This is a genomic window from Mucilaginibacter sp. P2_A4, assembly GCF_056405015.1.
The window spans coordinates 57584-73833 of the sequence record NZ_JBFUCX010000011.1 but is presented as its reverse complement, the minus strand read 5'-3'; the positions used below and the strand labels follow the sequence as shown (position 1 = coordinate 73833).

Sequence of the window (16250 nt, the reverse complement as noted above, 5' to 3'; positions counted from 1 at the left end):
TTTAATTATTTAATTATTTAATTATTTAATTCGTTGAAAAAATTCCGTGCGTCCAAACAGGGAGATACCAACGTATCCGCGTATTTTCAGCATATCTCCGTTTAAGCTCATTTTGCAGTCGTAAGTTTTACCGCTTTCAGGATCATAAATCCTTCCTGAAGTATAAGCCCCGTCTTTGAAGGAAAAATTGGTCAGCAATTCTATTCCCAGCACTTCTCTTGTTTTTAAGGCTTCGTTTGGGTTTTTACTGTCTTTCCGGGGTTGAGCTACCCAAATGGATTTCCCGAAATATTGTTCACCTTTCTTATAAATTTCAATTTTAGCATCTTTTTCAGGCGACCAGTATAAGCCTGTAATCTGATCTGCCACCTTTTGGTTTGTTTGCGCAAATCCGGAGGAGGAAACAGAAAATAGAATAAGAGCAGAAAGCATAAATGTTATTAAATTTTTCATTGTCTTTTGTGTTTTAATATAATTGATTGTTGATTGCATATTTTGTAATTACAGTGTTTTACTGCATACCGGTTAAGGGATATCGCGTCTGTAGAATAATTTTCTGAAAGCGAAATGAAATATCTCACTGTCGCCATACCGAACGGGGTAGGCGTTGATAAAGGACCATCCTTCCCTGCCCATAAAATTCATGGCATCTATAATGGTGTTGAACTGTTTGATTTTTCCTTCCCAGGTCCTCAACCTGGTATCGCTCCAAAAACTTTTTTCATCGCCAAAATCAATATCGATGGTTACTTTATTGCTCAATAGTCGCGGTTTGGCTATAACCTGGCAAAACTGTTCAACCTTTATCGAATCTGTTTGTGCAAATGAATGCAGCGACCCCAGTATAAGTGCTATTATGAATATCTTTTTCATGATTGTTTTTATTTATTGATAAGCCTTTGTTTGTTTAATTATAGTCAAGCATCAGTTTCACAACTGCTTTGAATTTGTCGCCATATAGGTCACCGATCCGTGCAAGGCACACATTTATCGGGTACTGGTTTTTCATGTCATACCTGATAATATCTTTGTAAAGTGCCGTAATCGAAGCATTGTTGCCGGGCATCAATACATGCATCTCATCTACCTTTTTTGAGTCATTGCCTCCGGTATGTACCAGTGTTAATCCATACCTGGTTTGGAGGGTTGTATCAGTAAGTGTAAAGCATTTAAAGGATTTTGGAAACGTGCGAGCATAGGTATCAAGAATACTTACCAACTCAAATTCATTCATGCCATCCTGTAAAAGCAATCCCAGTTTGCGGTTCTGTTTCAAAATAACTTTATGGGCAATGGTGAGCACGTTGCCAAACTTAATGGCCTCACTCTGATGAGCGGTCAATATCTCCGGGTGAGGATAGTGAATGTCCGCAGCTACAGCCTGCATCGTTTTACTGCCGAACAGGTCATTAATTACCGTTAAGCTGCCTTCCACCGCATTGGATACTCCGGCAGTGCTGTACAGGTTGCCACTATGCGCAACATTCACCTGCTTTACCCATTGCGGTTTGCTGAAATGTGATTTCAGCATGTTAAAATCAGAGGCATGGCAGGTAATAGGCTTACCGTCAAAAAGCCCGGTAGCAGCAGCTGTTGAAGCGCCGTCACATACAGCGAGGATCTTCGTAATAGGTGTAAAATGATTTTTTATAAACGAAATGATTGTGGGATCTTGTTTTTCATCACGTATAGATAAAGCCGGGATGACAATCACATCAGCAACTAATTTAAGGGAATCTGCTTCTTTGAAAGTCAGCTGCGGGAGTATGAAAAGGTTTCTTTTGATGAGCACTGGAGCTCTTTCCTTGGCAACGATATATACATTTAATTTACCGGTTGCGTTAAACAGGTAAAAAGGTGCCAGCATATCAAACATTTCTGTCACCTTGTTATCAGCGATGATGAATACAGTTTTCTTAGCTGCATCGTACGGTGGTTTTTTCCAATCAAACTTATTGTTACCTGCATAAGGAGGAAACTGCCCGAAAGCTATGATAGGCTGAAAAAGTAAAACGAGAACAACCCCCGCAACAACAACCGTTGATAGGGAAATGATAAATACTTTCTTAAATTTTTTCATTGTGATTAATTGATTAATAATTACATCACAAAGGTGTAGCGAATAGCCACGAAAATTAAGACAAGCAGATGTCAGATACGGACAGGAAAATAAGTGAGGCTTTTAGATGTAAGTGCAGGTTTATTCAGACCTGTATAGTTCATTTTAGGACTAACAGAATCCACTGTATAGTATTTACAGGATTTACTCACAAATCGGTATAGCTATTTCCAGACTGGTCACTGTATAGTTCATTGGATCAGCCTGTTATAAAATCGAACAATAGATGTTCGCTTTCGATACATCTCCAGATCAAAAAATAACATAAACAACTAATAATCAATAATTTAATCCATTGGCACCATATTTAAAATAAGATGTTTAAATACTTCCTTTTCAGTCTCGTTTAAACCATAACGTCATGATAAAAAACTATCTAAAAGTAGCCTGGAGAAACCTGGTCAGGAATAAGGTTTCTTCCCTGATCAATATAGGAGGTCTTGCTGTAGGTATGGCCGTGGCCGTGCTCATCGGCTTATGGATATGGGATGAATTGTCTTTTGATACCTATCATCAACATTATGACCGTATTGCCCAGGTCAGGACGCGGCTGATTGATCCGCGTACCGGTGATCCTGCTATGAACTCTTCGCTTCAGTTCCCGATGGTAACCGAGCTTAAAACCAACTATAAAGATAATTTCAAACACATTGTAATGGCTTCCTGGGATGTTGACGACATCCTGTCGGCAGGGGATAAAAAACTTTCGAGAAAAGGCTTGTTCATGGACCCCGACGCGCCGGAAATGCTGACCCTGAAAATGATCTATGGTTCCCGGACAGGGTTAAAGGATCCACATTCGATCATGCTTTCCCAATCAACTGCCAAAGCGTTCTTTGGTGATGCAAACCCGGTGAACCAGTTGATGAAGATCAATAGCAAATTGGATGTAAAGGTTACTGGTGTTTACGAAGACCTCCCATTGAATACACAGTTTAAGGACCTTAAATTCCTATCCCCCGCCGAGTTGTGGATCGCTGATAATCCCTGGATAAAAGAACGGGCCATGAATGACTGGCAAAACCATTTTCTAAAAATCTATGTGGAGATTAATCCAAATACTGATTTTGAAAAAGTTTCCAGGAATATCAAAGATGCTGAGTTAAAAAACCTGACTGATCTGAAAGAACAGGCTAAATTAGATCCACAGGTTTTCCTGCAACCCATGCGCAACTGGCACCTGCATAGTTACAAACGTGGGGCTCCAGATACCGGACCGCTTCAGTTATTATGGCTGATCGGCATCATCGGCGTATTTGTATTGCTATTGGCCTGTATCAACTTTATGAATTTAAGTACAGCTCGATCTGAAAAGCGTGCCAAAGAAATAGGCGTCAGAAAGGCCGTTGGCTCTATGCGGAAACAACTGATAGGCCAGTTCTATAGCGAATCTTTCCTGGTTGTAGTACTATCTTTCCTGGTATCGCTGGTTTTGGTGCGTTTGGCGCTGCCCTGGTTCAATGATCTATCGGCCAAACAAGTGATCATACCCTGGCAGAGCACGTATTTTTGGGTAGCAGGTATTACTTTTGTTTTGATAACCAGTATTATATCAGGAAGCTACCCCGCACTGTACCTGTCGTCTTTTAATCCTGTTAAGGTATTGAAGGGAACGTTCCGCGTTGGCCGGTTTGCTTCCGTTCCCCGCAAGGTGCTCGTAGTTGCGCAATTTACAGTCTCGGTGGCTTTAATTATTTGTACCATTATCATTTACCGCCAAATCCAGATTGCCAAAAATCGCCCGGTGGGTTATACCCGCGATGGGTTGGTCATGATCCAAAAAAAATCCAGTGATTTTGATGGTAAATACGATCTGTTACGATCTGAGCTCAAGAATACAGGTGCCGTAGCCGAAATGTCTGAATCATTTGGCAGAGTTACCGAAATAGCATCCGGCAACGGAGGGTTTAACTGGAAAGGCAAAGACCCAAATTTGGATGACCAGTTTGGTACCTTGCCCGTAAGTTTTGAATATGGCAAAACAGTTGGCTGGCAATTTGTAAAGGGGCGTGATTTTTCAAGGGCCTTTACCAGTGATTCATCGGGCATGGTCATTAATGAATCTGCGGCCAAATACATGGGGTTGAAAAACCCGGTTGGCGAAAATGTAAGCTGGAAATTTCAGGACCAGCCTCTAAAGCATTACAAGATATTAGGGGTGGTTAAAGACATGATCATGGAATCGCCTTATGAGCCCATGTATCCAACAATATTTATGATTAAAGGCCATGTACCTACATCATTGATCAATATTAAAATTAACCCAAAAACAAGCGCTAACCAGGCGTTGCCCAAAATAGAAGCTGTTTTCAAAAAGATCATTCCCTCGGCGCCATTTGAATATCAATTTGCCGATGAGGAATATGCTGCCAAGTTCGCGGCTGAAGAACGCATTGGCCGGCTTGCTACTGTTTTTGCCGGTCTCGCCATTTTAATTTCGTGCCTGGGTCTTTTTGGCCTGGCATCATTTGTAGCCGAACAACGCGTCAAAGAAATTGGTGTACGCAAGGTATTGGGCGCATCAGTATTTAATCTTTGGAGCTTGCTTTCAAAAGATTTCGTGCTGCTTGTGATGATAGCTTACCTTATCGCCTCCCCTGTTGCCTATTATTTTATGCACCAATGGCTGCAGCATTATCATTACCGATCCGAAATATCCTGGTGGATATTTGCTGTAACTGGCGCCGGCGCCATGGCGATCACTTTGCTAACTGTAAGCTATCAAAGTATCAGGGCTGCACTGGAAAACCCGGTAAAGAGTTTAAGGAGCGAATAAAGCTGCAGAAAGATTAGTTAAAAGTGTTTCTGAATTCCAAAGGCGATAGGTTAGTTTTTGTCTTGAATAATTTACTGAACGACTGCGGATGTTCAAAACCTAATTCGTAGGCGATTTCACTTACTGATAAACCTGTAACAGATAGTTTTTCCTTTGCTTTCTCTATCAGTTTATCGTGTATGTGTTGTTGGGTACTCTGGCCAGTTAATGTCTTAAGCAATCCACTCAAATAACCGGGCGATACATTTAATGTGTCGGCAATATATTGAACCGTCGGCAATCCTTTTTTTATTAATGTATCGCTGTTGAAATATCCGGCAAGAATATATTCCAACCGATTCAGGATATTATGGTTGGCGATTTTTCTTGTTATAAACTGGCGATGATAAAACCGGTCGGCATAATTAAATAACAATTCCAATTGAGCAATGATGATGTACTGGCTAAATTTATCAATGTTTGAATGATACTCCTCCTGGATGTTTTGCATAATACCCGCAATTGTTGTTTCTTCTTTCTCTGAAAGAAACAAGGCTTCGTTTACCGAATAGTCGAAATATTCGTATTGCTTTATGGTTTTGGCCAAAGGCGTATTCCACAAAAAATCGGGATGAAGCAATAACATCCATCCCGATTGTTTGAATGTTGAATCCTTCTCCACCTCAATTCTAAAAACCTGGCCGGGTGATATAAAGAACATGATACCTTCATCAAAATCATATTCCTGCTGACCATATTTCATTTTGGCATTAAAATTCCGTTTAAGGGCAATGGAATAAAAATCCTTAACTAAACTTGTTTCATTGGCCGGCACCTGCTTAACCGATTCTAAATTTATTACGCTGATTAACGGATGCTCTGGCTTAGGCAATTCCCTAAACTTGTGAAATTCACTTATCGTTTTAAACCGATGAGGTTGGATGTTTGCCATACTTCAATATACCTGTTTTTATTTAAATGCGACAGCAAATTCTTTTGCAAAATCAGTGAGCTTTACTTTACCCATAACTGCCGGTTTATTACGGTAATAATCGGCTGTTAATACACCGTTATGCTGGCTTGCATACATTTCAACCAAACCGGCAGCAATAGCTGGCTGCATTCCGGCCGTTTCTAAACCATGTTGCATTTGTTCATCGGTAATAATTACCCATTTCAAATCTGGCTTACCCATAGCCTCGCCTAAGATACTTGCTGTTTCGTTACCGGTAAGTTCATCGCTGGCCACATACAGCACTTTTCTGCTGGCAGGTGGTGTTTCAAATTCTTCAGCAATCGCAGCAGCAATATCTATTGGCGAAACCCATATTAATTCGTCATCTGCACCATAATTTGCTGCAATAACGCCGTCTTTTTTTATCATAGCTACAAAGCTGTATAAATTGTAATAGAAACCAACGGGGCGCATGTACGTGATGGCAACATCAGTGAGCTTATTCAGGGTAACCTCTACATCATGATGAGCAAGAATGATACCTGAATTCTTAATTAAATGAGCACCAACGCTACTAAGATGCACCACACGCTTTACGCCCGAAGCCTGGAGAGCCTCAGCATAGTTGTTGCCGATTCTGTGACAATATGCTGTTACGTCAAGATTTTGATCGAAGTAATTAGCCGGTGGTACCATCGTGTACACAGCATCTGCGCCTTCAAAAGTTGCCGTAAGAAAATTAACGTCTTCCAATGAGCCGATGGCTGCGGCAGCGCCTAATGCTTCGATATCTTTCTGTTTTTCAGGATTACTGCTGATAACAGTAACTATATGTCCTTTTTGCACTAACGCTGTTGTCAGTGGTTTGCTGATGTGTCCTAACGAGCCTGTTACTATAATTTTCATTTTCTGTTTTTTTTAATATTACAAAGTTGCGCCATAGCAAAACAACAGATGTAGCCATATCTACTGTTGTTGTAGTCGAAACTGTTTTGATCGGGGTTGGGTATTTTGTAGCAGAATATATATTTTAGATAAAAAACAGCAAATGAAGTTTTTATCACTCGAACCATTTGTGCCTTCAGGCAGCAACTTTGAAGGCTCACGGGAATTTTTCCAGGAATTGGGCTTTCATATTAACTGGGAAGTGGACAGTTACGTTGGCTTTCAGCGAGATGAATGCAGGTTCGTGCTTCAGAAATTTGATAACGTTGAATTTGCACAAAATTTCATGCTCAGCGTGAAAGTCAGCAGTGTTGAAGAATTCAGAAAAAGCGTTCTTGAAAAAGAACTACCTCAAAAGTACGGTATCCGTATCGGGCAGATCATACAGCAGCCCTACGGCATGGAGGTTAATATCATTGATATTGCCGGGGTTTGCTGGCATTTTGTTGAACAATAACGGTGATTACACAATAAATATAATCTTTTCTATTAATTATTGGTTTGATCCTCTTCCGGTTCACAATTCGTATTATGCCCGATACGCAGAATATGGCCATCGGGATCTTTTACCAACATTTCGCGCATGAACCAGAGCTTGGTGTCCGGTTCACTTAAAATCAGCGCGCCTTTGGCTTTGATGGCCTGGTAATATTCGTCCACATTGTCCACGTTCAAACAAAGCCAGGTTCCGGGATGTCCCTGATCGCCTTTACAAAAGAAAATCGTTGTATCACCAATTAACACTCCGCCAAATGTAGGTGGATCATCCCAGGTCCATTTTTCTTCAAATCCCAGCACTTCGGTATAATAGGCCAGGCTGCGCGTTACATCATCTGAGTAAAGTACAGGTATAACAGATTCAATTTTCATCTTTTTTCCATTCGCTATATTTGGTTTCTTCCAAAACATCGGTACGGCTTTCAAATTCCAGCCGGTAACCGTCCGGGTCTTTCAACCCTACCACCCACATGCCATTCCCCACAAAAGGCTCTGAGATGCTTAAGCCTTTTTCCTTAAACTCATGATATAAGACCAGTGCATCGGCGCATTGATAAGAAATCGTTACGCCCCCACCTGGTGGCGCTAACTGATCTGCATTTCTCTTGCGCGGCTCCTGCAGCATAATGGATACTGCATCGCGCTGCAGCCAGCACCATTCAATTTTCCCCCTTGGTGTCCATTCATTGGTAAGCTTAAAGCCCAGGCCATCCCGGTAAAACCGCAGAGAAACCTCCATATCGGCCACCATAAAAAAAGGCACTGCCAGCCGGATGTTTTGCGGGTTAGTTTCCATTATAAATTCTTTAATCGTTCTTCAATTGCCGCATGGCCTTTCCTCATCGCCCAGGCTAAGGGCATCGACCAATCAGCACCGGAATACCCGGGGTCTGCACCCTGTTCCAGTAAATAATTCACCATGTCCAGGCGTCCCCAGCGGGCAGCCATCCCTAAAGGTGTTGACTGGTATTCCTCTTCAATCGCATTGAGGTCCGCGCCATGATCAATCAACAACTTCGCTTTAGCAATATCCCCATTTTGCGCCATGTCATGTAAAATGGTAACATGATGCCAGCTCATGGTATTGGGGTTCATCCCTTTTTCCATCATATAGGTTGCCCCTTCCAGTCGTTCAAAATAGTATTTCTGCGTCCACTTCAAAATATCAGGCACTTTTGCACGATAAGACATCAACAGATCGGCCATTGACCGGTTATTGGTTTTAGCCGCAAAAGTAAGGATGCCTTCGCCCCAGAAATAGGTTTCATCAAGTGCGAATTCAGGATGATCTTTTAAAATTACCGCTGTTTTTATAAGATCGCTTTGATCTACTGCTTTTTGAAATTCCAGCTGGAGTTTTGTTCGGTTAAAAAATATTTTCCCGTTATCACTCTTATACTTATGACGCCCGGGATGAGCCGCATATTCTTGCAATAACCGGGCAGTATCGTCATGGCCGCGGTCTGCCGCAATGGTTTCAAGACTCTCCCGAAAGGGATACGCCCTATAGGCTGGATCGTGCGCACCATTATCCAGTAAATAACTAACGATAGCTACATGTCCTTCGCGAACGGCAAAGTGGATTGGCGGAGTATAATTATACTGCGCATAGATCAGTTCCGGACATTCGCCGACCATTTGCTTCACCCCTTCCAGGTCACCATCATGACTGGCCATTAGAATTTCCCATACCTTGTCTGTTGTGGACAACACCTTATTGGCAACTTCCATGGGCAATCCCAGGCTCATTTCATGAGGTCTTATCATGGTTTCCGCATTTTGAGATCTTCATAAATTATGTTCCAGTTTTGCGGCCAATTTCCGGAGCTCCGGTGCAGATGTTTTGCTGGTTAGCTTATTGACCTTCAAGGTAATCAACTGGTTCTTTTTTCTGAAAATGATAAGGTAAAAATGCTGCTTATCGGTATAAAAAAAAGCGTCGTCACCCAAGCCGGTTATTTTTTCTAGTCCGGGCATACCAATATTACCGGCAACAATACCGGCATAAGCATTTTGTGCAGCTGATATCGCCGGATATTTGGCCGACAGATAATATAAATGCGATACCGTATCGGTAATGCCCATATATGTATACCGCTGTTTGAATACACCACTTTTCTCCTCGCTGGAGCTGTCGGTCAAACGCACAGTTTGACCCAATACCTTTCCCGCATGGGTAACCGATATTTTCGGTACCTCCCCGTAAAAACAGGTAATCAGCAGCAGCAAACAGGTGATGGCTTTCATACATTTAAATTTAGGATTTAAATCACCTAAAATAAAATTTCAGGAAAAAATACGTATCGGCGGATTCTCACACCCGCGCTTCACAGTATTTTTTACAGAATTATATAACCGTCCGGAAAGTAAGGTTAACCCGCGCCTTCATAGGTTTAATGGACTTGGCAATACGGTGTTCCCAATGTTCCTGCAAACCTGCTTTCATCAGCAGAAACGAGCCATGCTCCAGCCGAACCGAATATTTTTCACCATGGTTGACTTTGTTCCGAATATCAAAACTGCGCACCTGCCCAAAACTAACCGAGGCTATAACCGGGTTGTTGCCTAAAACACTCTCACGGTCACTATGCCAGGTCACAGAATCATTGCCGTCGCGGTAATAATTGAGCAGAACACTATTAAATTTAATGCCTGCCAGGGGCTCAATCTTAGCTTTGAGCATCAGCAATTCAGGTGTCCACAGATTGGGTTTGGTTTGAGTAAGCGATGCATAGTCATATACTTCCGGATCGCCATACCAGGCAGTCAGTCTTGGTGTAATAACTTCTTTGTCGTAAATTTTCTGTATCCGCTGTTGCCAGGGAGTTGCTGCAATAAACTTACTTAATAAAGAATTGCTTTGTTCTTCACCAAACAAAGCAGGCATATACTCCAGCAGCTCCTTTGGCAATCCCTTACTTTGCCCCTCTTCGGGAAAAAAACACAATTGCTCCATCATCCTTCTCCTTAAATTCTTTCTACATAATTGATAATAAAATCCGCAACCTGTTCCTGTTCCGCGATAGATAGTATATCGCCATCATAGATCCAGAAACCCTGTGCGTCAAATAAAATGCAGCCGAGGTCATCAGGCCTTTCTTCAAAAGCGGTATACAGCTGATAACATTGGGCCGCTTTTTTATACGTCGGATCGGGCACTACCCGTACGACTTCATCAGGGCCGCTTTTGCGCTTTACAAAGGCTTTGGCCTCCCTGGTCAGATAGTTATGCGTAATCATTTTAACGGTTGTAAACTTTTTTCAAATATAAATAAAATGCTAATATTTTTAGTATTAACTTTGTAGTCCGCAGGAATTTCAGGCGAATAAGATGTAAAAAACATGCAGGAAACCCAAAAGGATATGATCAACCGTTTGCAAAAAGATATTTTGCGATGGCAGGGTTTTGTTCCGCCTGTAGCGGATAAACCTGGTGGCATTGGCCTGGGACCATTGGAATCGGCATTTCCCAATGGCGTTTTCCCTGTAGGTAATATCCACGAAATGGTTTGCCCAACGCCGGAACAGGCGGCCGCAACCAGCGGACTGATGTCGGGCTTACTGGCTTTCCTGATGCAAAAAGGAGGCGCATGCCTGTGGATCAGTACCACAAGAAAATTGTTCCCTCCCTCCCTTGATGATTTTGAAGTGCAGCCAGACCGGTTAATCTTTGTTGATGTTCAGCGCGAAAAAGATGTACTCTGGGCCATGGAAGAAGCATTGAAATGCGAAGGCCTGGCAGCAGTTATTGCCGAAGTCAGGGAAATAAGTTTTGCCCAATCCCGCCGTTTGCAGCTGGCGGTAGAAAGCAGCAAAGTTACAGGTTTTCTGCTACGCAATGATCCGCGTAAATTGGGTACAACTACCTGTGTTGCCCGCTGGCAGATCACACCATTGCCAAGTACGGTGGAAGAAGAATTGCCGGGTGTAGGCTTTCCGAGATGGCAGGTAGAATTGTTGCGGGTGCGTAATGGCAATCCGGGCAGTTGGAAGTTGGAATGGGTTGACGGACACTTTGTGCCGGTTGACGAAGATATTATGCTGAATGAATTACCGGAACGAAAAGCCATATAATCATGCAAAGCCGCTTTCTTTCCCTATGGTTTCGTCATTTGACGACGGACTGGCTGACGATTCGGCAGCCGGAACTGAAAGATGTGCCCTTTATCCTGGTAGCGTCCGAACGTAACCGCATGGTGGTTACAGCGGCTAATAGTTTAGCAGAAGTACAGGGCATCACTATAGGTATGGCGGCGGCAGATGCGAAAGCGGCCATACCGGGCCTGCAGGTTTTCGATGCACAGCCTGGCCAGTCTGCCAAAATACTCAAACAGGCCGGTGAATGGTGTATCCGTTATTCGCCGTTGATTTCGGTTGACTTGCCCCAGGGCTTAATTTTAGATATTTCGGGCTGTGCACACTTGTGGGGTGGCGAACGGGCTTACCTCAAGGAAATCATAAACCGCATCAGAAGCAAAGGCTATGACGTTCGTGGCGCGATGGCTGATACGGCTGGAACAGCCTGGGCCGTGGCACGTTTTGGGCGGATAAAACCGATCATTGAACCGGGCGATCAGGCGAATGCTTTATTACCCCTACCACCGGCTGCATTGCGCCTGGAACCGCTTATCCTGGAACGGCTGCAAAAACTTGGCTTTTATACGATCAAAAGTTTTATAAACCTAAAACGTTCAGCACTCCGCCGCCGTTTTGGGGATAATTTCCTGCTTCGTTTGGACCAGGCCCTTGGTAACGAGAACGAATCCTTACAAGTATTGCACCCGGCAGAACCTTATAATGAACGCCTGCCATGCCTGGAGCCGGTTCGCACTGCAACAGCAATAGAACTGGGTATTAAAACACTGTTGGGCAACCTCTGCAAACGACTACAGGCGGAAGGCAAAGGCTTGCGGACAGCCATTTTGAAATGCTATCGCCTGGATGGTAAAATCGTAGATGCCACTATTGGCACCAACCGGGCTTCGCATAGCATCAATCATCTATTCAAATTGTTTGAATTAAAAATACCCCTGATTGAGCCGGATCTGGGTATTGAACTGTTTACCCTGGAGGCACCAAAAGTGGAGGAAGTATCGCCCGATCAGGAGATCCTGTGGTCGCCAGAGGGTTGCGGCCTTGCTGATACCAGTTTAGCAGAACTGCTCGACAGGCTGGCCAATAAAGTTGGCGCTGGCAACATCCGCCGCTACCTGCCGCAGGAACGTTACTGGCCAGAACAATCCATTAAAAAAGCCGGTTCACTTGCAGAACAACCAACAACTACCTGGCGAACCGGGCGACCAAGGCCCTCGCTGTTGTTGCCACGGCCCGAGAAGATAGAAGTGACCGCGTTGCTGCCCGATAATCCCCCCATGCTGTTTATTTATAAAGGCGAGCGGCATACGATCAAAAAAGCCGATGATGCTGAACGCATAGAACGCGAATGGTGGCTGGACGCTGGGCCGCATCGCGATTATTATGTGGTAGAAGACCAGGAAGGCCGCCGCTACTGGCTGTTTCGCTCGGGCCATTATTCGGATGAGGGATCACAATGGTATATCCACGGATTTTTTGCTTAAATAACATCTTATATGAGGTACGCAGAATTACAGGTAACCAGCAATTTTACATTTATGCGCGGTGGTTCGCATCCCGATGAACTGGTAGAACATGCGGCTGATCTGGGCTATACCAAAATCGCGATTACTGACCGAAACAGTGTGGCGGGAGTTGTACGCGCGCACCAGGCCGCAAAGCTGAAAGGTATAGGTTTTATTCCTGCCTGCCGTCTCGACCTGCTGGACGGCCCCAGCCTGTTAGCATACCCTACAAATATTACGGCCTGGGGCAGGTTATGCGCTTTATTGACATTGGGCAACCTACGTACTGAAAAAGGCAAGTGCGAACTTTATAAAAAAGATGTTTATGCTCATGCCCAGGGTATAAAATTTATAGCTGTACCGCCCATAAGGCTGAACCGGAAGTTTGATTTTGACGATACTTTTAAAGCTGACCTTGCTGAATATAAGGTTGTTTTTGGTGCAGACCTTTACCTTGCTGTAAGCCGCTCCTATAGTGGCGATGATGCCAAGCGCTTTTACAGGTTATCACAATTGGCTGTTCCTATGGTAGCCACTAATGATGTACACTATCACGAATCGGCACGCCGGGAATTACAGGATATACAGACCTGCGTACGGGAAAAATGCACTATCAATAACGCGGGATTCCGCCTGCATGCCAATGCCGAGCGTTACCTGAAACCTCTTGATGAACTGGAGCGTTTGTTTCGCCAGTATCCTGATGCTATCGCGCGTACCCAGGAGATTGCCGATGCCTGTACCTTCTCACTGGATACTTTAAAATACCTCGAACCGGAATGGGTGAGCCCGGATGGCCGTACTTCAGATGAACACCTGCGGGCGCATACAATGGAAGGCGCCCGAAAAATATTTGGTGATGACATCCCGGAAAAAATTACGGAACAAGTTGATTTTGAGCTGGCATTTTTTGAGAGACGGAAGCTGGCTCCTTATTTCCTTCGGATTTATGAATACACCCAAAAAGCCGAGCAACTGAATATCCTGCACCAGGGACGCGGTTCGGCAGCCAATTGCACGGTTTGTTTTTGTTTGGGAATCACGCCGGTAAATCCTACCAAATCCCGGCTGCTGTTTTCCCGTTTTATGTCTGACGCACGAGACGAATGGCCTGATGTTGACGTGGATTTTGAACATGAACGCCGGGAAGAGATTATACAATGGATTTATGAAACCTATGGCCGGGAACACGCGGCCATTGTAGCCACAGTGACCCAGGAACGGCATAAAGGCGCGATCCGCGATGTGGGTAAAGCAATGGGCCTATCAGAAGATACGATCAAACGCTTATCCGGTGCAATCTGGGATTTTTCAGAAGAGGCTTTTGACCGGCAGCGGATCATTGAACAGGGACTAAACCCGGATGACCCGCACTTACACAAAGTTTTGGAGCTGACCGAACAGTTGATGGGTTTCCCACGCCAGTTAGGGCAGCACACAGGCGGGTTTGTGATCATGCAATGCAAGCTTTCTGATATCTGTCCTGTTCTGAACGCCCGCATGGAAGACCGTACACAACTGGAATGGAACAAGGATGACCTGGAGGCGCTCGGAATTTTGAAAGTGGATGTACTGGCTTTAGGAATGCTGACCTGTATAAGAAAGGCGTTTGTACTGTGCAAGAATCATTACAACCTTGACCTTACACTGGAGAATGTGCCACAGGACGACCCGGCCGTTTATGATATGATCTGTCATGCCGATACGCTTGGCGTCTTCCAGATCGAGAGTCGTGCACAAATGTCTATGCTGCCCCGGTTAAAACCGAGATGTTTTTATGACCTGGTGATCGAGGTGGCTATCGTGCGGCCAGGTCCAATACAGGGCGACATGGTACATCCTTATTTGCGCAGGCGCGACGGCATAGACCCCATAGTATATCCATCCAAAGAACTCGAAAGAATATTGAGCCGGACACTTGGCGTGCCACTGTTCCAGGAACAGGCTATGGAGATCGCTATTGAGGCGGCAGGCTTTACACCAGCAGAAGCCGATCATCTGCGGCGAAGCATGGCGACTTTTAAAGCTAAAGGTTTGGTGAGCCAGCATCGCAAAAAACTGGTGGATGGCATGGTGGCCAAAAACTACGACAAGGAATTTGCAGAGCGAATATTTAAACAGTTGGAAGGTTTTGGCAGCTACGGTTTCCCGGAAAGCCATGCCGCTTCGTTTGCCCACCTGGTTTATATTTCCTGCTGGCTTAAATGGCATCACCCGGATGTTTTTGCGGCGGCCTTGCTCAATAGCCAGCCCATGGGATTCTATCAACCGGCAGAGATTGTGGATGATGCCCGCAATCACGGCGTAGAGGTGCGACCGGTGGATATCAACCACTCCCAATGGGATAATATATTGGAAGAAAAAGCGGGTAAATTTTTTGCCTTACGGTTAGGCTTCCGCCAGGTAAAGGGATTAAATGAAGAGGAGATGCAATCCCTTGTTGCCGGGCGAAGTAGCGGCTATACCAGTATCCACCAATTGAGTGATGCGGGTATACCACAAGCCGCTATCGAAAACCTGGCCGACGCGGATGCCTTTCGTTCTTTAGGGCTGGATCGCCGTGAGGCTTTGTGGGAAGTGCCCGCACTCAATGACAAGCCAATTGGGTTATTTACCGGGCAGCCATCCGAAAGCGCGCTCGAAACACAGATCAGTCTGCCATTCATGACCCAAGCCGAGCATGTTGTGCATGATTTCGCTACCACGGGGCTATCACTCAAAGCACATCCCGTAAGTTTTGTACGGGGTCAGCTTGACCTTCTGCGCGTAACACCTACCGGGGAAATAAAAACGATGAAAAATGGCGATCCTATCAAAGTTGCCGGGATGATCACCGTCCGTCAGCGCCCCGGCACAGCCAAAGGAGTGCTGTTTATCACCATAAAGGATGAAACCGGTTTTTCTAACCTTGTTGTGTGGGAAAAAGTCTTTGACAAATACCGCAAGGAGATCCTGCAGTCCCGTTTACTTATGGTGGAAGGCAAATTGCAGGTGGAGGGCGAAGTAGTACATGTGGTTGTCCGGCGCTGCTTCAACCTCAATAAATTACTGAACGGCCTGACCAACGCCGATAATGATGATCTACCGTTAGTCCCCCTATCCCGATCCGACGAAACAACTGCACCCGCACCCCAAAAACGCGACCAGTCTGCTCAAGATGTCTTTTACAAAGGCAGGAATTTTAGATGATTAGTTTTTATTTATTGAATTAATGCCCGACCTGATCTTTGTAAACAATTATCATTTGGCAATTCAATTTTTAAAACTACAAACACCTGAAAGCTGCTACACAAAAAGAATTAAGTGTTATTAAAATTCAATGATTAGATCAGTTTAGGCTCGTCTATTTAATTGTTAGCTTTGTAAGATGAAGGATCA

Annotated in this window: 16 protein-coding genes; 5 read left to right on the top strand and 11 right to left on the bottom strand. The window is 44.4% G+C overall.

Annotated features, from left to right (window positions below; translation table 11 throughout):
- Nucleotides 1-21: 21 nt before the first annotated feature.
- From AC1DYB_RS19855 to AC1DYB_RS19845, 3 genes are all read right to left on the bottom strand, one after another.
- Complete coding sequence (locus AC1DYB_RS19855; protein WP_477437374.1) at nucleotides 22-453, bottom strand: DUF2147 domain-containing protein; 432 nt, start codon at nucleotides 451-453, stop codon at nucleotides 22-24.
- Nucleotides 454-525: 72 nt separating this feature from the next.
- Nucleotides 526-873, bottom strand: coding sequence for a hypothetical protein (locus AC1DYB_RS19850; protein ID WP_477437372.1), 348 nt, complete (start codon nucleotides 871-873; stop codon nucleotides 526-528).
- Nucleotides 874-907: 34 nt separating this feature from the next.
- Nucleotides 908-2080 carry a DJ-1/PfpI family protein gene (locus tag AC1DYB_RS19845; RefSeq protein ID WP_477437370.1) on the bottom strand — a complete coding sequence of 391 codons (1173 nt, stop codon included), beginning with the start codon at nucleotides 2078-2080 and terminating at the stop codon, nucleotides 908-910.
- Nucleotides 2081-2480: 400 nt separating this feature from the next.
- Here AC1DYB_RS19845 and AC1DYB_RS19840 point away from each other — a divergent pair, with 400 nt between their 5' ends.
- On the top strand, nucleotides 2481-4895 hold the full coding sequence (locus AC1DYB_RS19840; RefSeq protein WP_477437368.1) for an ABC transporter permease: 2415 nt from the start codon (nucleotides 2481-2483) through the stop codon (nucleotides 4893-4895).
- 13 nt (nucleotides 4896-4908) lie between these two features.
- Here AC1DYB_RS19840 and AC1DYB_RS19835 read toward each other — a convergent pair whose 3' ends face one another.
- Nucleotides 4909-5826, bottom strand: a complete 918-nt coding sequence (locus AC1DYB_RS19835; RefSeq protein ID WP_477437366.1) for a helix-turn-helix domain-containing protein — start codon at nucleotides 5824-5826, stop codon at nucleotides 4909-4911.
- Nucleotides 5827-5844: 18 nt separating this feature from the next.
- The gene (locus AC1DYB_RS19830) at nucleotides 5845-6735 is read right to left on the bottom strand and encodes an NmrA family NAD(P)-binding protein (protein WP_477437364.1); all 891 of its coding nucleotides are present in this window, start codon (nucleotides 6733-6735) and stop codon (nucleotides 5845-5847) included.
- 142 nt (nucleotides 6736-6877) lie between these two features.
- Between AC1DYB_RS19830 and AC1DYB_RS19825 the strand changes: the two genes are divergently transcribed.
- Nucleotides 6878-7231: a VOC family protein gene (locus AC1DYB_RS19825; protein WP_477437362.1), complete on the top strand. Its 354-nt coding sequence runs from the start codon at nucleotides 6878-6880 to the stop codon at nucleotides 7229-7231.
- A gap of 32 nt (nucleotides 7232-7263) precedes the next feature.
- On the opposite strand, the gene AC1DYB_RS19820 is transcribed toward AC1DYB_RS19825, so the two are convergent.
- The 6 genes from AC1DYB_RS19820 to AC1DYB_RS19795 all read right to left on the bottom strand — a co-directional run bounded on the left by AC1DYB_RS19820 (nucleotide 7264) and on the right by AC1DYB_RS19795 (nucleotide 10512).
- Entirely contained in the window at nucleotides 7264-7644 is a 381-nt protein-coding gene (locus tag AC1DYB_RS19820) for a VOC family protein (protein ID WP_477437360.1), read from the bottom strand.
- Nucleotides 7634-8068, bottom strand: a complete 435-nt coding sequence (locus AC1DYB_RS19815) for a VOC family protein (protein ID WP_477437358.1) — start codon at nucleotides 8066-8068, stop codon at nucleotides 7634-7636. The genes AC1DYB_RS19820 and AC1DYB_RS19815 overlap by 11 nt, the downstream gene beginning before the upstream one ends.
- On the bottom strand, nucleotides 8068-9039 hold the full coding sequence (locus AC1DYB_RS19810) for an ankyrin repeat domain-containing protein (RefSeq protein WP_477437355.1): 972 nt from the start codon (nucleotides 9037-9039) through the stop codon (nucleotides 8068-8070). Before AC1DYB_RS19810 ends, AC1DYB_RS19815 begins: the two co-directional genes overlap by 1 nt.
- A gap of 21 nt (nucleotides 9040-9060) precedes the next feature.
- Nucleotides 9061-9519: a hypothetical protein gene (locus tag AC1DYB_RS19805; RefSeq protein ID WP_477437353.1), complete on the bottom strand. Its 459-nt coding sequence runs from the start codon at nucleotides 9517-9519 to the stop codon at nucleotides 9061-9063.
- Between the two features lie 100 nt (nucleotides 9520-9619).
- Entirely contained in the window at nucleotides 9620-10231 is a 612-nt protein-coding gene (locus tag AC1DYB_RS19800; protein WP_477437351.1) for an alpha-ketoglutarate-dependent dioxygenase AlkB family protein, read from the bottom strand.
- A gap of 8 nt (nucleotides 10232-10239) precedes the next feature.
- Entirely contained in the window at nucleotides 10240-10512 is a 273-nt protein-coding gene (locus tag AC1DYB_RS19795; protein WP_477437349.1) for a hypothetical protein, read from the bottom strand.
- Nucleotides 10513-10614: 102 nt separating this feature from the next.
- Here AC1DYB_RS19795 and AC1DYB_RS19790 point away from each other — a divergent pair, with 102 nt between their 5' ends.
- From AC1DYB_RS19790 to AC1DYB_RS19780, 3 genes are read left to right on the top strand one after another with little or no spacing between them, the layout of a single operon-like run.
- Nucleotides 10615-11346, top strand: coding sequence for an ImuA family protein (locus AC1DYB_RS19790; protein ID WP_477437347.1), 732 nt, complete (start codon nucleotides 10615-10617; stop codon nucleotides 11344-11346).
- 2 nt (nucleotides 11347-11348) lie between these two features.
- On the top strand, nucleotides 11349-12851 hold the full coding sequence (locus tag AC1DYB_RS19785; RefSeq protein ID WP_477437345.1) for a Y-family DNA polymerase: 1503 nt from the start codon (nucleotides 11349-11351) through the stop codon (nucleotides 12849-12851).
- Nucleotides 12852-12863: 12 nt separating this feature from the next.
- On the top strand, nucleotides 12864-16061 hold the full coding sequence (locus AC1DYB_RS19780; RefSeq protein ID WP_477437343.1) for an error-prone DNA polymerase: 3198 nt from the start codon (nucleotides 12864-12866) through the stop codon (nucleotides 16059-16061).
- The last annotated feature ends 189 nt before the right edge of the window (nucleotides 16062-16250 follow it).